The organism is Curtobacterium sp. PhB128 (assembly GCF_004340725.1).
In the GTDB taxonomy this organism is placed as follows: Bacteria; Actinomycetota; Actinomycetes; order Actinomycetales; family Microbacteriaceae; genus Curtobacterium.
The window spans coordinates 552,118-572,651 of the sequence record NZ_SLUR01000001.1; the positions used below are offsets into that span (position 1 = coordinate 552,118).

The 20,534-nt window shown below is 71.6% G+C and carries 13 protein-coding genes; 7 read left to right on the forward strand and 6 right to left on the reverse strand.

Translation table 11 applies throughout. The features are described from left to right. Nucleotides 1–76 precede the first annotated feature (76 nt). Nucleotides 77–1,645: a UDP-N-acetylglucosamine 1-carboxyvinyltransferase gene (locus tag EDF23_RS02515; protein ID WP_185002989.1), complete on the forward strand. Its 1,569-nt coding sequence runs from the start codon at nt 77–79 to the stop codon at nt 1,643–1,645. Nucleotides 1,646–1,792: 147 nt separating this feature from the next. Further along, nucleotides 1,793–2,938, forward strand: coding sequence for a DUF475 domain-containing protein (locus tag EDF23_RS02520; protein WP_131920259.1), 1,146 nt, complete (start codon nt 1,793–1,795; stop codon nt 2,936–2,938). 1 nt (nt 2,939) lies between these two features. Here EDF23_RS02520 and EDF23_RS02525 read toward each other — a convergent pair whose 3' ends face one another. Beyond that, complete coding sequence (locus EDF23_RS02525; RefSeq protein ID WP_243648783.1) at nt 2,940–4,280, reverse strand: MFS transporter; 1,341 nt, start codon at nt 4,278–4,280, stop codon at nt 2,940–2,942. Nucleotides 4,281–4,496: 216 nt separating this feature from the next. Between EDF23_RS02525 and EDF23_RS02530 the strand changes: the two genes are divergently transcribed. The 3 genes from EDF23_RS02530 (at nt 4,497) to EDF23_RS02540 (ending at nt 9,621) form a co-directional block, all read left to right on the forward strand. Continuing rightward, on the forward strand, nt 4,497–7,469 hold the full coding sequence (locus tag EDF23_RS02530; protein WP_131920261.1) for a glycosyl hydrolase: 2,973 nt from the start codon (nt 4,497–4,499) through the stop codon (nt 7,467–7,469). After that, nucleotides 7,466–7,960 (forward strand): MarR family transcriptional regulator, encoded by a 495-nt coding sequence (locus tag EDF23_RS02535; RefSeq protein WP_123292749.1) that lies wholly within the window; start codon nt 7,466–7,468, stop codon nt 7,958–7,960. The genes EDF23_RS02530 and EDF23_RS02535 overlap by 4 nt, the downstream gene beginning before the upstream one ends. Nucleotides 7,961–8,040: 80 nt before the next feature. Beyond that, on the forward strand, nt 8,041–9,621 hold the full coding sequence (locus tag EDF23_RS02540) for a Na+/H+ antiporter (RefSeq protein ID WP_131846864.1): 1,581 nt from the start codon (nt 8,041–8,043) through the stop codon (nt 9,619–9,621). Between the two features lie 58 nt (nt 9,622–9,679). Here the strand turns inward: EDF23_RS02540 and EDF23_RS02545 are convergent, their stop codons facing one another. The 5 genes from EDF23_RS02545 to EDF23_RS02565 all read right to left on the reverse strand — a co-directional run bounded on the left by EDF23_RS02545 (nt 9,680) and on the right by EDF23_RS02565 (nt 13,448). Further along, a complete protein-coding gene (locus EDF23_RS02545; RefSeq protein WP_131880222.1) occupies nt 9,680–10,528 on the reverse strand; it encodes a formylglycine-generating enzyme family protein in 849 nt (282 codons plus the stop codon). A 50-nt stretch (nt 10,529–10,578) separates the two neighbouring features. Further along, nucleotides 10,579–12,120 carry an arylsulfatase gene (locus tag EDF23_RS02550; protein WP_123292748.1) on the reverse strand — a complete coding sequence of 514 codons (1,542 nt, stop codon included), beginning with the start codon at nt 12,118–12,120 and terminating at the stop codon, nt 10,579–10,581. Nucleotides 12,121–12,223: 103 nt separating this feature from the next. Next, entirely contained in the window at nt 12,224–12,529 is a 306-nt protein-coding gene (locus EDF23_RS02555) for a hypothetical protein (RefSeq protein ID WP_123292747.1), read from the reverse strand. Next, entirely contained in the window at nt 12,526–13,032 is a 507-nt protein-coding gene (locus tag EDF23_RS02560; protein WP_123339568.1) for a DUF1269 domain-containing protein, read from the reverse strand. The genes EDF23_RS02555 and EDF23_RS02560 overlap by 4 nt, the downstream gene beginning before the upstream one ends. Continuing rightward, nucleotides 13,029–13,448 carry an SHOCT domain-containing protein gene (locus EDF23_RS02565; protein ID WP_123339567.1) on the reverse strand — a complete coding sequence of 140 codons (420 nt, stop codon included), beginning with the start codon at nt 13,446–13,448 and terminating at the stop codon, nt 13,029–13,031. Before EDF23_RS02565 ends, EDF23_RS02560 begins: the two co-directional genes overlap by 4 nt. A 154-nt stretch (nt 13,449–13,602) precedes the next feature. On the opposite strand from EDF23_RS02565, the gene EDF23_RS02570 reads away from it, so the two are divergent. Both EDF23_RS02570 and EDF23_RS02575 read left to right on the forward strand, forming a co-directional pair. After that, a complete protein-coding gene (locus EDF23_RS02570; RefSeq protein ID WP_131879970.1) occupies nt 13,603–14,517 on the forward strand; it encodes an HAD family hydrolase in 915 nt (304 codons plus the stop codon). Beyond that, nucleotides 14,514–20,528, forward strand: coding sequence for an isopeptide-forming domain-containing fimbrial protein (locus tag EDF23_RS02575; protein WP_131920263.1), 6,015 nt, complete (start codon nt 14,514–14,516; stop codon nt 20,526–20,528). Before EDF23_RS02570 ends, EDF23_RS02575 begins: the two co-directional genes overlap by 4 nt. Nucleotides 20,529–20,534 lie beyond the last annotated feature (6 nt).

The window sequence follows — 20,534 nt, forward strand, 5'->3', positions numbered from 1 at the left end:
GTATTCGAGACCTCGGGACGGGCAACGGGCGTCGTTCTCCAGCCGTTTTATCTCATGAGCGTGTTACGTTGGCGCCATGTCCGACACCACCACCGTCGTCTCGCCGGCCACCCCGGCATCCGCCGCCCCGCTCCGCGAGGTCGGTGCCCTCATCCGGGGCGCCCGCAAGGGCCGCAGCATGACCCAGGCGCAGCTCGCCGAACGCGTCGGCACCAGCCAGAGCGCGATCAACCGCATCGAACAGGGCGGCCAGAACCTGTCCCTCGAGATGCTCACCCGCATCAGCGACGCCCTCGACCAGCAGATCGTCTCGATCGGCGGCGCCCCGCAGCGTGCCCACCTGCGCGTGCAGGGCGGGCGGAAGCTCAGCGGGTCCATCGCCGTCAACTCGAGCAAGAACGCCGCCGTCGCGCTGCTCTGCGCCTCGCTGCTCAACCGCGGCGTCACCCGCCTGCACAAGGTCGCCCGGATCGTCGAGGTCGACCGGATCATCGACGTGCTCCGCAGCCTCGGCGCGAGCGTCACGTGGTCCGAGGACGGCGAGACCCTCGAGATCGTCGCACCGTCCGACCTGCACCTCGACGCGATCGACGCCGACGCCGCCCGCCGCACACGCAGCGTCCTGATGTTCCTCGGCCCGCTCAGCGGCCGGTACGAGTCCTTCCGGCTCCCGTACGCCGGTGGCTGCGACCTCGGCACCCGCACGGTCGAGCCGCACCTCATCGCGCTGCGCCCCTTCGGCGTCGACGTCGAGGCGACCTCCGGCTGGTACGAGGTCGGCGTCGCGAACCAGGACGTCCCCACGAAGTCCGTCGTCCTCACCGAGCGCGGCGACACCGTCACCGAGAACGCGATCCTCGCCGCGGCCGCCCGCGACGGCGAGACCGTCATCCGCAACGCCAGCCCCAACTACATGGTGCAGGACCTCTGCTTCTTCCTCGAGCTGCTCGGGGTGCAGGTCGAGGGCATCGGCACCACGACGCTCCGCATCACCGGCAAGAGCCGCATCGACGAGGTCGTGGACTACTGGCCGAGCGAGGACCCGGTCGAGGCGATGAGCCTGCTGACCGCCGGCATCGTCACCGACTCCACGCTCACCGTCACCCGGGCGCCGATCGAGTTCCTCGAGATCGAGCTCGCGACCCTGGCCGAGATGGGCCTGCGGTTCGACGTCACCGACGAGTACCCGGCAGCGAACGGCCGCACCCGCCTGGTCGACATCACCGTGCACCCGTCCGAGCTGCACGCCCCGATCGACAAGATCCACGCGATGCCGTTCCCCGGGCTGAACATCGACAACCTGCCGTTCTTCGTGGTCATCGCCGCGATGGCCGAGGGCACCACGCTCGTGCACGACTGGGTGTACGAGGGCCGGGCGATCCACCTGCTCGACCTGACCCGTCTCGGCGCGAGCGTCACCCTGCGCGACCCGCACCGCCTCGACGTCACCGGTCCGACGCACTTCTCCGGTGCCGAGATCAGCTGCCCGCCGGCCCTCCGCCCCGCGGTGGTCATCCTGCTGGCGATGCTCGCGGCGAAGGGCGAGAGCGTCCTGCGCAACGTGGGCATCATCGCCCGCGGCTACGAGCAGCTGCAGGAGCGCCTGAACTCCCTCGGCGCGTCCATCGAGACGTTCCACGACTGAGGCGACCGCCTACCCGCGTGACCCGACGGCCCGTCCCCGCAAGTGGGGACGGGCCGTCACCCGTTCTGCGCGGATCGACCCGTGCCTCCAGGCTGATGCGCAGGAGCGCTCCACCACCCACCCAGGCGACCAGTGCTGGATGGGGTGATGGCCACGAGATCGCTCTTGACCGTCCCCCTGTTCACCACGGTCGCGGCCGCCGCGGCGGCCTGGTTCGTCCTCGGCCCCGCCGCCGCCCTGGCGTTCGTCGCGCTCGCGCTCCTCGAGATCGCGATGGCCGCCGACTCGTCGGTGCCGATGGCCGGCATCGCCGGACGGCTGCACTCCCCCGCCCGACGGCTGTTCCTGTCGCTCGGGATCGTCGCGGGCGTCCTCGCGATGCGGCTGCTCCTGCCGCCGGCGGCGGTCGCGGTCGGCGACGCGACCGACCCCGCGAGCTCCGTGCAGGAGGCCGTCTTCGCGCCCGGCTCGTTCTCGGCGCACCTCGCCGAGGTGCGCCCCGCCCTCGCCGCCTTCGGTGCCGCCTTCATCTGGCTCGTGTTCGCCGAGTACCTGTTCAACACCGACCGTGCGTCGCGCAGGTCCTGGCTGGGCCGCCTGGAGGCCCGGCTCGCCGCCGTCGCGCGTCCTCGCGTCTGGTCCCTGGTCACCGCTGCGACGGGGGTCGCCGTCACGGCCGTCCTCGTCGGCGTCGACCGCGCGTGGTCGCCGGGTGCCCTGCTGCCGGTCGTGCTCGGCGGTGCGGCGGGCATCGCCGCGTACCTCGGGTCGAAGCGCGTCGCCGCCTGGGCGCTCGACGGGGTCGGCTCGGACACCGCGTCGATCGGGGTCGGGCGGGGTGCCTGGCGGATCCACGCCTACGCGTCGACCGTCGTGTTCGAGCGGGGGCTCGTGGTGTTCATGCTGTTCGAGATCCTGGACGGCGTGTACAGCCTGTCCGGGTCCGGGACCCTCGGCGCCGACGGCCTCGGAGCGCTCGAACAGGCGGCGGTCGCGGTGGCGGCGATCGGCGTCGGTGCCGTGTTCCTGGCGCGGTTGACCTCGCGGCTGGACGAGGCCGCGGGGCTGAAGCGGCTGCGGTACCTGAAGGCCGGTGCGGCGTACGTGCTCGGGGTGCTCGCGGTGCTGTTGTGGGCGAGCCTGCTCGTGCCGGTCCCCGGGGTCGTCGTCGCCTGGTTCGGCAGCGTGGTGATCGGCTCGGCGCTCGCGAGCTCGTTGCCGTGGCGGGCGTGGTGGCGTCGCGTGGCGCGGGGATCTGCGAGGTCGCGCAGCAGCAGCGGTCTCGCTCCGTGAGTCAGCGGTGGTCGCGGCGAGCGGCGGCTGCGGGAGCGTCATCGCGGACACCGGCGGCGAAGAGTGCCTCCTGCGCGTCGGCGAGGTCCTTGCCCTCGATCGAGAACGCGTCGAAGACCGCGTGCCGGAACCCGAGCCACCCGACCACGACACCGACCGCGACGAGCGCCGTGAGGATGCCGTACATGACCTCGGGGTGGTCGAGGAGCAGCGGGGTCACGAACGCCAGCAGCGCCGCGGCGATCCGGGCCACCGCGATGATCGTGCCCTGGACCGAACCGCGGAGCAACGTCGGGAACGACTCCTGCGACCAGACCTTCATGATCGCCTCGAAGGCGAACGCGTTGCCCACCGCGCCGAACGCGAGCATCGCGACGAGGGTCGGCAGCGAGAAGCCGAACACGAGCGGCAGGCCGTAGCTCACCACGAGGCACACGGCGCCGACGATGTAGAACGGCATCCGCAGCTGACCGTCGACGATGCGCATGAACCAGAACGCGAGCAGCATCCCGATCGGCACGCTGACCAGGTTCATCGTCGAGAAGAACGGCACCGACAGCCCGACGACGTTGACGGCCACGTAGGCGCCGAACTGCCCGCCGGTGTTCGCGCCGAGGTTCGTCAACGTGTAGAAGACCAGCAGGGACAGGAACGGCAGCAGGAAGATGCGCTGCGTCAGGACGTCGCGGATGCCGTGGCGGGCAGCACGGACGGTGTGTGCGCCCGCGGCCTTCTCGGCATGGGCGTCGGACCACGTGGTGGACTCCGGGATCGTGAAGCGCAGGACCATCACGACGAGTGCGACGACCCCGACGTGCGCGAACATGATCTGACCACCGGCACGGCCGAGGTCTCCGACGCCCGCCGAGATGGCGTAGGTCGCCAGGATCCCGGCGAACCAGAGCACCTGGGAGAAGCCGACGAGCCCGCCCCGGTTCTCGTCGGTCGCCGCCTCGGAGATCGTCGCGAGCGAGACCGGCAGGTCCGCCCCGGTGCCGAGGCCGACGAGGATCGTGCCGACGAGCAGCCCTGCGAACGCCGGGCTCGCCACCAGGACCCCCGCACCGACGACGGTCATCGCCATCGTCACGATGAACACCGCCCGACGACCGAACAGGTCACCGAGCCGGCCGCCGGAGAGCGCGCCGATCGCGATGCAGAACGTGAGCGCGCCGGAGAGCACCCCGATCTGCGTGCCGGTGATGCCGATCGACTGCTGGTACAGGACGAGCGCGGTGCCGGAGCTCACGATCGCGGCCGCGTCGATGTACGAGGCCATCCCCGAGATGACGGCGACCCACCAGGGGTGCGGTCGCCGGGCGGGCTGCTGGGGTCGGTTCACTGCGTTCTCCCTTGAACGTCGGCCGAACACCGGATGAAACGGTTCAACCGGTCGGCGGCACTGTAGCCCGCCGAGTACCGCAACCGCAAGGATCGTTCACTCCGCCTGCTGTCCACAGCCTCGCTGTTCGTTTCCTGAGGACATTGACTTCCGCGACTCCCAGAACCTACGGTCATCGCAGCAGCACCGTCGCCGCGCATTCCCGAGGAGAACACCATGTCGATCGAGCACCTCGCCCGTGGCGTCGCCCATCCGGCCATCGAGTACCGTCCGGAGCTGCGGTGGTGGCTCGCCGAGGGCCTGCACACCGACGTGACCCTCCGACGCGAGGTCGACACCGCCCACGCACTCGGGTTCGGCGGCATGGAGTTCCTGGCGATGGACGAAGGGGCGATCGACCACGGCCGGTACGGCTGGGGGTCCGAGGAGTGGGTGCACGACTCGCAGATCGTCGTCGAGGAGACCACCGCCAGGGGCATGTCGGTGAGCTTCACGTCCGGGACGAACTGGTCGAACGCGAACCTGCCGACGATCGACGCAGACCACCCCGCCGCTGCGCAGGAACTCGACGTCGTGCACGAGGACCTGCCCGGCGGGACGAGCCGCTCGGGTGCGCTCCGTCGGATCGACCTCGACGCGCCGATCGCACAGACGACGCTCCCCGGCGAACGCGGGACGGTGCGCGTCCAGACGCTCGTCGCGGTGGTCGCGACGCGCGTCGTCCCGGACCCCGCCGGTTCCGGCGCCGCGACCGTGCTGGACCCCGACTCGGTGGTGGACCTGACCAGCGCGGTCACCGACGAGGCGCTCGACTGGACCGCACCGGAGGGCGGCACCTGGCGGTTGTCCACGTTCTGGAGCCACGGCACCGGCCAGACGGCGTCACCGTCGGCGACGGTCAACTGGACGGTGAACTACCTGGAGCGAGCGGGCGTGGACGCCGTGATCGACTACTGGGAACACGTCGTCCTGACCCCTGGCCTCCGCGCCGAGATCGCTCGCAATCCCCGTGCCCAGATGTACATGGACTCCCTCGAGCTGTCGACCTACGGCGCCGGTGGCCTCTTCTGGGGAGCGCACGTCGCCGAGGAGTTCCGGACGCGCCGCGGCTACCCGATCACGCCGTGGCTGCCGTTCCTGACCCGCAGCGCTCCGTTCATGGCGTCGAGCACCACGTACCACGCCGAACCGGTGCCGGACCGGGCGGTCGACGTCGAGAAGGTCCGCTTCGACTACGTCCGGACGCTCACCGACCTGTACATCGAGAACATGCTGCGCCCGTTCGCGGCGTTCCTGCACGCCAACGGCATGACGCTGCGGTCCGAGATCAGCTACGGGCTGCCGTTCGAGTTGACGCGCCCCGGGCCGGAGGTCGACGGGATCGAGACGGAGTCGCTCGAGTTCGCCGCCCAGATCGACGCGTACCGGCTGCTCGCAGGGCCGGCGCACCTGTTCGGCAAGCAGTACTCGTCGGAGACCGGTGCGACGACCCGCAACCACATGCTCGACCACCGGTTCTACGACCAGATCGTCGCGACGCAGCTCGCCGCCGGCATCACGAAGACCGTCCTGCACGGCTGGGCGAGCACCACGGGCGCCGAGGGCGTCACGAGCTGGCCGGGACACGAGGGCATGTGGAGCATGTTCTCGGAGCGCTTCGACGCCCGGCAGCCCGCTGCCGAGTTCTACCCGCTCTGGAACGACGCGATCGGCCGGTACCAGTACGTCCTGCGCCAGGGACGCCCGCGGATCGACGTCGGCATCCTGCACACCGACCACTTCACCGACAACGCGTCCGGCATGGTGTTCCGCGACGCCGACGGCGGCCGTGTCCCCGACGAGGTCGCCTACGGCCAGTACTGGATGCGCGACCGGCAGAACCACTGGTGGCGCGACCTCGGCATGCAGGACGCCGGGTGGACGTACGAGTTCCTCGACGGGTCGCTGCTGCTCCGCGACGACGTCCGGGTGGACGGCGGCCTGGTGCAACCGGACGGCCCCGGGTACCAGGCGCTGCTCGTCTTCCAGAGCGCGCTCGACGCCGACGTCGCTGCACGCCTGCTCGCCTGGGCCGAGGACGGCGTGCGGATCCTCGTCGTGCACGGCACGCGCGAGCTCAAGTCGCTGATCGCCGGGACGGACACGCACCACCCCCGAGCGGCCGCCCGCACCCCGGGCCTCGACGGGCGCGACGCCGAGCTCGCGGACACCGTCGAGCGGCTGCTGGCCCTGCCGTCGGTGACCGCGATCGACGACGCCGCCGAAACCGTCGCCGCCCTGCGCGGCCTCGGGGTGACCGGCCGCGCCGAGTTCGTGACGGAGGACCGGAGCGTCCTGTCGCACCTGCGCGAGGACGGTGACCTGCTGCACGTTTACCTGTACCACTTCCTGTACGAGACGACCTCGGCCACCACCGTGGAGGTCGCGCTGCCCGGCGCCGGCGCGGTGTACCGCGTGGACGCCTGGTCCGGCGCGGTGTTCCCCCACCCGGCCGCACGGATCGAGGGCGACCGGACGATCGTCACCGTGGACCTCGCGCCCGGTGAGACCGCGGTGTTCACACTCGACCGCAGCGATCCTGCGCTCGAGACCGCACTCGACGCCCGGCTCGGCGGACGCACGACGACCGACGTCGTCGTCGAGATGTCCGACTGGCGGATCGTGGTCGAGAGCTGGGACGCGGGCGGTGAGGAACTCATCACCGAGGACCGCGGCCACGGCTACGTCACGCGCGAGGTCCGGCCGCTGACCGACGTCCGACGACTCGACGCCGGTACCGGTCCGCTCCGTCCATGGAAGGACCTGCCCGCCGTGGGACCGGAGGTCTCCGGGGTCGGCGAGTACGCCACGTCGTTCACCGTCGACACGGTGGACGACGACGGCGCCCGGTTCCTGCTCGACCTCGGGTCGACGGCCGGCGGGCTCGGTTCGGTCGTGCTCAACGGCGGACCGGCACGCGGGTTCGACACCTCGCACCCGGTGGTCGACGTCACCGACGACCTGCGCGTGGGAGAGAACACGGTGGTCGTGCGGGTCGCCAGCTCACTCAACAACCGGTTGCTCGCCCGCGGGTACTACGAGGACGTCCCCGACGTCATCGCGCAGCTGCTCGGCGACCCCGACGCGGTGCAGACGACACACGTCCGCGACCACGGCCTGCTCGGTCCCGTTCGTCTGGTGGTCGGATGACCCGTCGCGGCGGACGACCGAGCGGTGTGGACCTGCGCCCCGTCATCACCCCCGACCCGTTCGACATCCGGGTCGCGCTCGCGGGCATCGTGCACTGGGCGGACAGCCCGCAGGTCCGGCAGCGCATGATGACCGCGATCGACTTCCCGGTGGCCGATCTGTCGATGTTCCTGGTGGTCAACCAGCTGACCTACCGCGGCGCGACGAAGCCGAGCGTGCTCGCGGGGGCGTTGGGCACCGGTCGTGCCAACCTCACGAAGATCGCGAACCGGCTCGAGGACATCGGGCTCGTGGTCCGGGTACCGGCTCCCGATGACGAGCGCAGCGTGTTGATCGCGCTCACCGCCGAGGGCCGCGGGTACGGCGAGCGGATCAGCGACCAGCTCAGCCAGGACCTCGATGCGGTCCTCGCCCACTGGGGTCCGAAGGACGTCGACGCCCTCCGGCGGGTGCTCGCGCGCCTGCGACACGACGCGGCGAACGGGTCCTGAGCCGAGCGTCGCTCCGGCACCCGTGTGCACGATCACCGTCGGCCGCGTTGACTGGAGTGTCGGTCGAACGAGGAGTGCACGTGCTGGGTCCTGAACTGGTGGTCGTCCTCGGCCTCGCCATCGCATTGACGGCGGGGATCGCGGACCGGATCCGGGTGGCCCCTCCGGTCCTGCTGCTCGTCTTCGGCGCTGCGCTGGCCTTCGTGCCGGAGTTCGCGGACGTCGAGCTGCCGGCCGACGCCGTCCTGCTGTTGTTCCTGCCGGCGCTCCTGTACTGGGAGAGTCTGACGACGTCGCTGCGCGAGATCCGGAAGAACCTGCGCGGCATCGTCCTGATGGGCACGCTGCTCGTCGTCGCCACGGCGGGCGCCGTCGCCGTCCTGCTCCACCTGCTCGGCATGCCGTGGGGTCCGGCCTGGGTGCTCGGCGCCGCCGTGGCCCCGACCGACGCGACCGCGGTCGGAGTGCTCACGAAGATGCTGCCGCGCCGGAACGTCACCGTGCTGCGGGCGGAGAGCCTGGTGAACGACGGCACGACCCTCGTCGTCTACGGCATCGCGGTCGCCGTCACGGTGGGCACGCAGGAACTCACGTTCTGGGGCGTGTCGGGGATGCTCGTCCTGTCGTACCTCGGTGGGGTCGCCGCGGGGCTCGCCGCGGCGTGGGTCGGCACGCTCGTGCTGCGCCGGGTCGACACCGTGGTGCTCGAGAACCTCGTCACGCTCCTCGTGCCGTTCGGTGCGTTCCTGGCTGCCGAGGCGATCGGCGCCTCCGGTGTGCTCGCCGTGGTGGCGGCCGGCATCGTCGTCAGCCAGGTCGGGCCGAAGCTCGACCGCGCCGAGACCCGGCAGCAGGTCCGCGCCTTCTGGTCGTTCCTGACGTTCCTGCTCAACGGTGCACTGTTCGTCCTGGTCGGCATCGAGGCGATGGTCGCGGCCCGGGCGCTGACGCCGTCCGAGCTGCTCCGCGCCGTCGGCGTCGTCCTGGCCGTCGCGGTCGTGCTCGTCGTGGTCCGGTTCGCGTTCCTCAACGCCGCGGGCGGCACCGTCTGGCTCGTCACCCGTCGCACGGGAGGCGCGCCCCGCGAGGGCCACCGCGACCGGCTCGTGAGCGGCTTCGCCGGGTTCCGCGGCGCGGTCTCGCTGGCGATGGCCGTCGCCGTCCCCCGCGTTCTGGAGTCCGGAGCGGACTTCCCGGACCGCGACCTCATCGTCTTCGTCACGGCGGGCGTGGTCGTCGTCACCATCGTCGGTCAGGCACTCGTGCTGCCGGCGGTCCTGCGGCGGGCTGCGCTGCCCGAGGACGAGTCGGTCGGTGAGGAACGTCGCTACGCCGAGCGGACCGCGATCGAGGAGGCCCTCGACGCCCTGCCGCGGTTGGCACGGTCGACCGGAGCCGACCAGGCCACCGTCGACCGGGTGCGCAAGGACTACGAGGCGCACCTGGACGTCATCCAGGCGCGCGAGGAGGACGACGACGAGCACCCGGCGGTGCAGCGGCACGACACCGCCGTCGCGCTCGAGCTCGCCCTGGTGCAGCACAAGGCCGCGACCCTGCTGCGGCTCCGTGACTCGGACGAGATCGACGACCTGGTGCTCCGCCAGGTCCGCGCCGGCTACGACGCGGAAGAGGCGCGACTCGACGGCATCACCCCCGCGTAGCGGGACACCGGACGGGGCGGTCAGACCGGTCGCGCGCGGTCAGACCGGTCGGGGGCGGTCAGCCCGCGATGCGGAAGCCGATGTGGCTCATCCCGGTGTCGGACTCCTGGCCACGCCGTGCCGCCGGACGGTACCGGCGGCAGTAGCTGTCGGCGCACAGGAACGATCCGCCCTTCACGACCCGGCGCTCGACGGTCACGGCCTCGGACGCCGGCGCACAGCAGTCGTGCTCGGCGGCGGGGTCCACGTACCGGTCGCTCGTCCACTCCCAGACGTTGCCCGCCGTGTCGTGCAGACCGTAGCCGTTCGGTGGGAACGACCCGACCGGCGACGTCCGTCCGTACCCGCGTTCCGCGCGCCAGGGGAAGTCGCCGTGCCAGTAGTTCGCGCGCCGCTCCCCGGGGCGCTCCGCCTCGTCCCCCCAGGTGAACTCCGCGCCCTCGAGGCCACCGCGCGCCGCGAACTCCCACTCGGCTTCGGTGGGCAGTCGCCCGCCCGCCCACACCGCGTAGGCAGCCGCGTCCTCGTGGGCCACGTGCACGACCGGGTGGTCGGCGCGGTCGGCGATGGTCGAGCCGGGACCGGAGGGACGACGCCAGTTCGCGCCGGGCGTCCACGCCCACCACTGGCTGAGGTGTCGGAGGTCCACCGGCCCGCTCGTCCCGGTGAACACCATCGAGCCGGCGTGCAGGTTCTCGGCCGGGGCACCGGGGAACTGCGCCGGGTCGAGGGGCCGCTCCGCCACCGTGCGGTACCCGGTGGCACGGACGAACGCCGCGAACTCCCGGTTCGTCACGGCCTGCGGGGCGATCTCGAACGCGGCGACGGTGACGCTGCGCGCCGGGGACTCCTCCGGGTAGTGCTGGTCGGAGCCCATCGTGAACGCGCCGCCGGCGATCCGCACCATCGAGGAGCGGATCGCCGTGGCGGTGGCCGGGCCGGTGGTGGTCGGCACCGTCAGTCGCCGCCGGCCAGGAACGACTGCAGCTTGTCGACCGCCTGGTCGATGCTGAACGTCGCCGCGCGCTGTCGTGGCGGGAACTCCTCGAAGGTGTCCAGGAACTGGGTGACCAGCGTCGTGGCGGCGAGCAGCAGGTAGTCGTTCTCGAACAACCAGTCGAAGTACGTGTTCGACGTCTGGTCCGCTCGTTCGAACGGGTCGGTCCGCAGGTTGTAGAGCTTCGGGACCCGCAGCACGACGAACGGATCGAACCAGACCTGCAGGGTGCCGGTGACGCGCTGCTCCATGAACACCGCCTTCCAGTTGTCGAACCGGAGCGCGAGGACGTCGCCGTCGTCCGAGAAGTACACCAGGCCCGGTCGCGGACCCTGCTCGACCTCCCCGGTCAGGTACGGCAGGAAGTCGTAGCCGTCGATGTGCACCTTGTAGGTCCGGTCGCCGATCGTCTTCCCGACCTTGAGCTCCTCGACCGTGGTCGTGTCCCCCACCGCCGCCAGGAACGTCGGGAGCCAGTCGTGGTGCTGGATGATCGCGTTCGAGATCGACCCCGCCTCGATGTGGCCGGGCCAGCGGATCATCTGCGGGACCCGGAACGCGCCCTCCCAGTTCGTGTTCTTCTCACTGCGGAACGGGGTCATCCCGCCGTCCGGCCACGTGTTCATGTGCGGGCCGTTGTCCGTGGAGTAGATCACGATCGTGTCGTCCGCGATCCCGAGCTCGTCGAGCTGGTCGAGGAGCGAGCCGACCACCAGGTCGTGGTCGATCATCGTGTCGTGGTACGGCGACTGCCACCGGCCGGCCTGCCCCCGGCTCTCCGGCTTCGGGTGCGTCCGGAAGTGCATGTGGGTGGTGTTCATCCAGACGAAGAACGGGGTCTCGGACTCCGCCTGACGCCCGATGAAGTCCATCGCGGCGTCCGCGAACTCCTCGTCGATGGTCTCCATGCGCTTCTTGGTCAGCGGGCCGGTGTCCTCGACGCGCTGCTTGCCACGTCGTCCGTATCGACCGTCCTCGGTGTCGTCGTCCTCGTCGGTCGACCACGAGTGGATCACGCCGCGCGGCCGGGCCCGCTCGTTGAAGGCCGGGAACTCCTCGATGGACGGCCAGTTCGCCGACTCGGGCTCCTCCTCCGCGTTCAGGTGGTACAGGTTGCCGTAGAACTCGTCGAACCCGTGCGCCGTCGGCAAGAACTCGTTCTTGTCGCCGAGGTGGTTCTTGCCGAACTGCCCGGTGGCGTACCCGTGCGGCTTCAGCACCTCGGCGATCGTCGGGTCCTCGGCGCGGAGCCCCAGGTCCGCGCCGGGCATGCCCACCTTGCTGAGCCCCGTGCGGAACACGCTCTGTCCTGTGATGAAGGACGACCGGCCGGCGGTGCAGCTCTGCTCCCCGTAGGAGTCGGTGAAGCGCATGCCCTCATCCGCGATCCGGTCGATGTTCGGTGTGCGGTAGCCCATCAGGCCATCGCTGTAGGCGCTCAGGTTCGTGATCCCGATGTCATCGCCCCAGATGACCAGGATGTTCGGCTTGTCCTTCGGCATCGCTGTCCTCCTCGTTCGTGTGGTCGTGCTCGTGCATGGATCGTGCTCGGGTGCGCTCCGGTGCGGGCCACCCCGACCGGGTGAGATCGTGGACGTCGTCTGCTCAGCCCGTCAGCAGCGCGACGGCCACCGCGACGGCGGTCGCCAGCGCACACGCGATCGGCAGGAGCCCGAGTCCCTGGGCCGCCGTGGCGGTCGACCGCACCACCAGGTGCCGACCGTCGAACCGGCGCAGCAGGAACCCCAGGACCACGACGACCACGAGGCCGACCCCCGCGATCGGGAGCGTCCACCACCAGTCGAGGGGCGCCACGAGGCCGAAGACGACGAAGAAGGCCACGGTGGACACGAGCGACGCCGCCGTCACGAGGACGAGTGTCCGAGCCGATGGACCGACTGCGCTCGTCACGGGTGCCCACCAAGGTCGTGCGCGATCGCCCGGAGGTCCTCGTCGGAGAGCGTCGTCCGGAGCACCGTGCCGCCGAGGTCCGTCATCGCGCCGACGAGCCGGTCCCCGTCGACCGACGCCACCGAGACGATGACGGCCGCCCCGCCCCGCGCCAGCTCGGCGGCGAGACGCTCCCGGAAGTCCGCGTCCACGCCGGCACGGTCCAGGCTCGCGAAGAGCGCCCCCACCGCACCGCCGACGACGAGCCCCGCGAACGGCATGAGGAACAGGAACCCGAGCACGGTGCCGAACACCGCGCTCGAGGCCGCCCGTGCACCACGCTGCGAATCACGCCCGGTGGAGTCGACGTGGGTGCGACCATGCTCGTCGACGTGCACGACGGCGATGCCGTCGAGGGCGATCTCCGCGCGGCGGTCGAGGCGCAGTGCGGCGTCGTGCGCCGCCCGGGCGCCGTCGTCGTCGTCGAAGGCGATGACGACGAGCTCGGTCGCCCGGTCGCTCACGCCGCAGCCGGTGCCGGCGCCGCGCGGGTGCTGCCGACCGCGTTCGCCTTGATCGCGTCGAACTCCGCCGCCGTGATCGTGCCGGCGTCGAGGAGCGCGCGTGCCTTCGCGATCTCGTCGGACGGGGACGTGCCCGCCACGGTGCGGATGTAGCCGTCGGCGGCGTCCTTCTGCCGCTGGGCGGACTCCGCGCTGCGGTCCGCCATCCCACGACCGCGTGCGATCAGGTAGACGAACGTCGTCAGGAACGGCACGAAGACCAGGAAGAAGACCCAGATCGCCTTGTACCACCCGCTGAGCGAACGATCCCGCACGAGGTCCGCGAGGACCGAGAAGAGCGCCATGAGCGAGGCGATGAGCGCCGAGATGAGCAGCCCGTACCAGATCACTGCCCAGAACGTGTACCAGAAGTCCATGATCGTGTTCCCTTCAGGAGTGCGTGGGCGTGCTGTCTAGCGCCGACGGCGCGCGGCCGGCACCACCCGCTTCGGGCGATCCGGCGCGACGGGCTTCCCGGTTCACCCGATCAGGATGGTGCGCACCGGCCCGCGCGGCCGGACGATCCGGGGCATGGACACACTCCCCTCCTGGCGCCCGGGGCACGCCCGCGACGCCGTCGAACAGTTCCTGGCCCGCACGACCGGCGGGGACACCCCGCTGCCGGTCGACGACCGCGTCGCCGTCTTCGACAACGACGGCACGCTCTGGAACGAGAAGCCGATGCCGACCCAGCTGCACTGGCTCGTCCAGCAGTGGGCCGCTGCAGCGTCCGCCGACCCGGAGCTCGCTCGCACGCAGCCCTACGCGGCCGCGCAGTCCGGTGACCTGTCGTGGATCGGGGGCGCCGTCGACCGGCACGCGAGCGGGGACGACTCCGATCTCCGGCTACTGCTGGCGGCGGTGGGGCGTGCGACCGCCGGCATGAGCGTCGACGACTACCGACGGCTCGTGTCGGACTTCTACGCGCACGCCGAACACCCCGTGCTCGGCGTTCCCTACGCGGCGACGGTCTACCAGCCGATGGTCGAGCTCGTGCGGCTCCTGCACGAGCACGGGTTCACCTGCTACGTGGTGTCCGCGGGGGAACGCGACTTCATGCGTCCCATGACGGAGCAGAACTACGGCATCGCCCCGGAACACGTCATCGGCTCCGCCATGGGCCTGGAGTACGTCGACGGCGAGGTCCGCTACGTCGACGCACTCGCGTTCTTCGACGACGGCCCGGAGAAGCCCGTCCGGGTCTGGAGCCGGATCGGACGGCGGCCGGCGGTCGCGGTCGGGAACTCCGACGGCGACCGGGAGATGCTCGAGTACACCGTGCCCGGCCACGCAGGACTCCGTCTGCTCGTCCACCACGACGACGACACCGGCCGCGGCGACCAGCCGTACGACAAGGGCGCCGAGGTCGTGCTCCGTGAGGCCGACGAGCGCGACATCACCGTGGTCAGCGTCCGCGACGACTGGGCCACGGTGTTCCCGACGTGAAGCGCATCGGCCGGAACCACGTGCTGCGCTCGGCGATCGCCGCGACGACCGCGGTGCTCCTCGCGACCGGGGCGATCGTGACGACAGCGGTCCCCGCATCGGCTGCGGACCCTGCGGCGATCGAGGTGAACAAGCTGGTCGACGGCGGCAAGAGCGCCACCCTCGGCCCCGGCGACGAGTTCACCTTCACGATCCGACTCGGGTGCGATGACGCCGACTGTGTGGACGCCCGGATCGTCGACACCCTGCCGGCGGAGCTCGAGGGCTTCCCGATCGTCGACCTCAGCGCCACTCCGCCCAACCCCGCCGCGCCGGCAGACCCGGACTGGGTCGTCACCCACACCGGCTGCGGCGGCACACCGGCGACGGTCGTCACCAGCGACCCGCCGTGCGTGGGCACCCTCGAGTTCGTCCAACCGCTCGCCGACGGCTCCCAGGGCCTCGCCGCGGGCCAGGCGTACACGCTCACGGCGACCCTTCGGGTCCCCGCCGACCTCCCGCCGACGTGGCCCTACAACGGCCAGCCGATCACGAACACCGGTACCGGCACCGCGGACAACGCCGCGACCGCGTCCAGCGCCGCGACGGTCACCGTGGACATCCCGACGACCGTCGACGTCGCGACGACGAAGTCCTGGACGCCCACGAACGAGCAGTACTCCCCCGGCGCACCGTCGACCATCGAGCTCTCCGCCTCGAACGCGTCGAACGTCCCCGCCACGTCCCTCGTCGTCCAGGACCCGTCGAACGCGGCGGAGGGTGCGGCGACGCTGGACGCCACGAACCCGTTCCGGTACGTCGACGTCACCGGACCCGGCACGATCGCCCTGCCCGCAGGAGCGACCGCCGTGCAGGTCGACGCGTACGTGCTCGACCCCGGGACCGGCACCTACCGCTGGGTCACCGGGACTCCTTCGGCGCCGGGATCCGCGACGTTCCCGGCCGGCGTCGACGACGCCGACGTCGCCGGGGTCCGGTACACCTTCACCGGCCCGGGCGGGGCCGTCCTCACGCCCGGCGATCCGGCTGCCTCGATCCAACTCGACGTCGGACAGCGCAGCACCGAGCGGGACTCCGACGTCGAGCTCGGCGAGGGATGGTCCGCCACGAACACCGCCGCCGCCACCGTCTCGGTCCCCGGGCAGGACCCCGCGACGAGCACGGCCTCCGCCGAACACGCCGTCTCACCGACGAACCTCGGAGCAGCGGTCACCAAGTCGATCGACCCGGCGCGGGTCCCCGCGGGCACGAACGCGGTCGGCAGCGTGACCGCCACGAACACGTCGGACGGACCGGTCGAGGAACTCCGCGTCAGCGACCTCGACTACTTCACCGCCGACGTCGGCTTCGCCGGGTTCAGCAGTCCGCTCGCGTACCCCGCGACCGCCACCGGCGCCGACGTCGTCTGGCACTTCAGCGACGGGACGACCCGCACCGATCCGTTCGCCGACGGCGACACCCCGGCGGCCGCGGCCCCGGACGGCACCTTCGTGACCGGGTTCGAGATCGTGTACGACGGCCCGATCGATGCCGACGCGACGACGACGACGCGCTTCGGCATCGACACCGCGCTCGATGCTGCCGACGACGCACCACTCCGGACCACCAACCGTGCGACGGCCTCCGTACGCAACGGGCGTGCGACCGCCGACGACGGCGCGTCCGCGCCGCTCGACGTGTTCCGCCCGGACATCGAGATCGCGCTCTCCAAGACCCTCAGCCCGCAGGAGCCGATCGCACCGGGCGGGACGGTCGTGGCCCAGCTCCCGGCCACGACCAGCACGGACTCCGCGTTCGTGACCCCGACGACGATCACCATCGAGGACGTCGCGCCGACGCCCCACGACGACGGATCGTTCTGGAACGCGTTCGACCCGGTCGCGATCGCGCCCACGCAGGTGCCCGCGGGCACCACGCTGACCATCGACTACACGTCCGACGACGGCGCCACCTGGCAGCCGCTCCCGATCGACGGCCTCCCCGCCACCGGCCCGACGAACTTCTCCGGCACCGTCCCCGCCGACCTCCGAAGCGCGATCACCGGACTCCGGTTCGTGTTCACGAACCCGGACGGCTTCCCGCAGGGCACCACCGTGCAACCCAACGTCGTCTCGCAGGCCCGTGCGGACCAGCGGTACGGCGGTGGATCGACGAGCACCCCCGACGCCGGTCCGTCGACCTACACCAACACGGCGACCGCACAGGGCGAGGGTGCCGTCGACGGCGGCACCACCATCGAGAGCGACGTCGTCGAGGCCGACGCCGACGCCGACATCGAGTCGACGACCGGGACGGGGAGCACGATCGCCGGGAAGCGGTGGACCGACACCGACTTCGCCACCGACCGGACCACCGTGGACAGCCAGTCCGGCGAGCAGGTCGGGTCCGTCCTCGAGTGGGGCTCGCGGACGACCGGGACGTCCCAGATCGTCGTCACCGATCCAGCAGGCAACGCGGGGAACCCGGCCGCCACCGTCTTCCAGGCGTTCGACCTCGAGTCGATCGACCCGATCGCGGTGAGCACCGACCCGCTCTGGCGGTGGGACACCGTCACCTCCGTCGAGCTCTTCAGCGACGGGACGTGGTCCACCGTCCCGGCGCCGACCTCCGGCTGGGTCGACCAGACCGGCTTCGTCGGGTACGCGCTGACGAGCGAGCAGACCGCTGCGACGACGGGCGTCCGGATCACCGTGGCGCCCGACGACGACGCCCGCGCGGCGAGCACCGACCCGACCCGACCCGTTCCGGGGTCGGGGATCGCCACGAGCACGACGCCGCGACCGTTCCACCTCACCTGGGAGCTCCGGAACTCCCTCCGAGCACCGGGCACCGCCGACGTCGAGTGGGTGAACGGCACCACCGACTACAACCTCAGCACCGCCGGGTCCGTCCGCAACGCGGTCGACGTCACGGCCACGACCGACGACGGAGACCAGAGCTCCACTGCGGTCGACGACCTCGTCATCCTCGACCGGCCGCCCCTCGTCGGGCTCGCGAAGACCTCCGAGCACGACAGCCTCGCCGTCCCGGCACGCGGTGACGTCGACCCCGACGAGTACCCCACGAACGACTTCACCGTCACCGCCACGAACGGCTCCGCCTCGCGCGCGTCGTACGTCCGCGTGACCGACCCGATGCCGTGCACACCGGCGACCCTCTCCGACTGCACGAGCGACCCCGACGCGTGGTCGGCGGACCCCTTCGACGGAGCCGACTCCACGACCGGCAACCCGTTCGAACGGTTCACCCTCACCGGACTCGACTTCAGCGTCGACGACGACGAGGTCGACGCGGACGCATCGACGGTGACGTTGCTGCACCGGAGTGACACCGGGACGACCTCCAGCAGCACGACCTCGATCACCGGCGCCCGGGCCCAGACCGCGGCACAGCTCGCGGACGTCGTCGGCGTCAGCGTCGTCTACCAGGGCACGGACCCCACCCGCACCGGCGGGACCATCTCCACCGGCCGACCGCTGACCATGACGATGCACACGCAGTTGCGGGCGACGCTCCGGAGCCTGCCGTCCGTCCCCGTGACCGCGACGACCACCGTCACGAACCGGGCGTTCGCGCAGTCGTACGACCCCGTCCTGGCGCCGTCCGGTCAGACCAGCACCCCGACGGACACGGCCTCCGCGGCCGTCGCGCTGGTCCGCGGCGTCCTCGACGTCACCGCGGAGAAGACCTTCACACCGGACACCCTGCTCGAGGCCGACCGCAGCGACACGATCGACGTGCGCCTCGACGGTGCGCAGGGCGACGACGCGACGGTCTCGCCGGACACGGTGACCATCGAGGACACCGACCAGGACTTCTGGAACGACGTCCGGCTCGCAGCGTTCTCCGCGGACGACGTGACGTTCCCGGCCGGGGCCGACCGGGTGCGCGTCGACGTCCAGCTCGACGGCCAGCCTGCGTGGGAGCTCGGGGCGGCGTCCGACTCGGCGACGTTGCCGACGTCTGACACGGCCGCGATCACGGGCATCCGCTTCGTCTTCGACCGAGCGGACGGCGACGTCCTCTCCCACGCCGACCCGCCGGCAGCCTGGACCGCCGCCGCGGTGCTCCACGTCGTCGTGCTCCCGGTCGGCCGGGACGGTGCACCCGTCCGGTTCCCCGGCACCCTCGACGACTCGGCGACCGTCACCGCCCACCGCAGCGACGACACGCTCTTCCCCGACGCCACCGCCGCCGCGGACGACACCCTCACGCTCGACCCGGGCACCCGCCAGCTCGACGTCGCCAAGGCGCCCGCGAACGACCAGCACACCGTGCCGGTCGGGACCCCGGTCCCGTGGACCGTCACGATGCGCAACACCGGGACCGGCATCGTCACGCTGACGTCCGTGCGCGACGAGCTCCCCGAGGGCCTCACGTGGGACGGGACGGACCCGACGTTCCGCACCTCGCCCGACGGGACACTGTCCGCCGACGTCACGACGGTCCAGGACGGCCGGACGATCACGTTCACCTGGCCCACCGACGACGACCGGATGGCCCCGGACGAGACGTTCACCATCACGATCCCCCTGACGCTGGAACCCGGTCTGCACGAGGACGAGCGCGCCACGAACTCGGCCGTCGCCGTCACCGGCTCGGCGCTCGACCGCTGCACGAACGACTCCGGCAACGGGCAGGGCACCATCTCGGGACTCCCTGCCGAGGAGTGCGGCACGACCAACTACGTGCAGCCCACGCCCGGGCCGGCGCTGCAGACGAGCAAGGCGGTGCGTGGCGACGTCGTCGACCCGCTCGTCTCGGGTGCGTCCGACCCGTCGGACCCAGGCACGTCCTGCACCCCGGACGACGACGGCTTCACCCTCCCGCCCTGCGTCGCCGCCACGCGTGTCGGCGGGACCGACGAGTGGCGCGTCCGGACGACGAACACCGGCACCGTCGACCAGGACCGGGTCACCTTCGTCGACCCGCTCCCGCAGCCCGGCGACCGGCTCCTCGCGACCGGGGCTCCGCGTGGGAGCAGCTACCGGCCGGTGTTCGACGACTCCTTCGGCGTGGAGGTCGACGCACCGCTCGGTGCGACGACGACCTGGCAGGTCACGAGCGACCGCACCGTGTGCTCGACCACCGACTCGACGACCTGGACGGACGACTCGCTCTGCTCGACGAACACGTGGACCGCGAACGATGCGTTCACCGGCGACTGGGACGACGTGACGGGCCTGCGCGTCTCGGTCGACCTCGGGTCCGTCGGCGGGCTCGACCCGGGCGAAGCCGTCACGGCCCGGTACCGCACCGTCGACGAGCCGGTGACCGCCGCGCACCCGGACGGTGTCCCCACGACGGTCCCGCTCCGCGACGAGACGGCCTTCAACCAGGTCGGGACCACCGCCACACTGAGCGACGGCGGACTCCCGATCGCCCAGGCGCCGGTGAAGGTCGGCGTCGCACCGTCCGTCGGGTCGATGCTCATCCGGAAGCAGGTGACGGGCGCCGGCGCAGGCCGAGCCCCTGATCGGTTCGACGCCGACGTCCGGTGCGAGGTGGCCGGTGTCGCGCTCGACCTGGGTGGTGCCGCCGTGGTGGCCCTCACGTCCGAGAACGCCCTCGAGGCGCGCATCGACGGCATCCCGGTCGGCGCCACCTGCGACGTCGCGGAACGCGGTGCGGTGGGCGCGTACGGGGAGGACGCCCGGACCGTCACTCCGGGCACGGTCCGGGTGCTGGTCGCATCGACAGCCGACCAGAGCGTGCCGACCCTGCAGGTCGTGACGATCACCAACGACTACGACTTCACCCCCACCCCGCCGACGCCGACCCCGACCCCGACACCCACACCGGCACCGGGCCCTCCGTCGGTGACACCGGGTGGGGACGGCAGCGGGTCGGGTCCGGTCGGCCCCGCTCCGGACTCCCTGGCGTCCACGGGCTACGACGGTCGTCAGGCGGTCGTGGCGCTCGCCATCGCCGCGCTCCTGCTCACCGGTGGCATCGCGATCCGCCGTTCCACCCGCCGTCGGCGTCGAGACGGGACCAGGTGGTCCGGGTGAGGACGC

Excerpts from the sequence above, each read along its gene's own strand:
- EDF23_RS02550 (WP_123292748.1), bottom strand. The coding sequence starts at position 12,120 with ATGCCGAAGGACAAGCCGAACATCCTGGTCATCTGGGGCGATGACATC.
- EDF23_RS02565 (WP_123339567.1), bottom strand. The coding sequence starts at position 13,448 with ATGGACTTCTGGTACACGTTCTGGGCAGTGATCTGGTACGGGCTGCTC.
- EDF23_RS02515 (WP_185002989.1), top strand. The coding sequence starts at position 77 with ATGTCCGACACCACCACCGTCGTCTCGCCGGCCACCCCGGCATCCGCC.
- EDF23_RS02520 (WP_131920259.1), top strand. The coding sequence starts at position 1,793 with ATGGCCACGAGATCGCTCTTGACCGTCCCCCTGTTCACCACGGTCGCG.
- EDF23_RS02570 (WP_131879970.1), top strand. The coding sequence starts at position 13,603 with ATGGACACACTCCCCTCCTGGCGCCCGGGGCACGCCCGCGACGCCGTC.
- EDF23_RS02545 (WP_131880222.1), bottom strand. The coding sequence starts at position 10,528 with ATGGTGCGGATCGCCGGCGGCGCGTTCACGATGGGCTCCGACCAGCAC.
- EDF23_RS02530 (WP_131920261.1), top strand. The coding sequence starts at position 4,497 with ATGTCGATCGAGCACCTCGCCCGTGGCGTCGCCCATCCGGCCATCGAG.
- EDF23_RS02535 (WP_123292749.1), top strand. The coding sequence starts at position 7,466 with ATGACCCGTCGCGGCGGACGACCGAGCGGTGTGGACCTGCGCCCCGTC.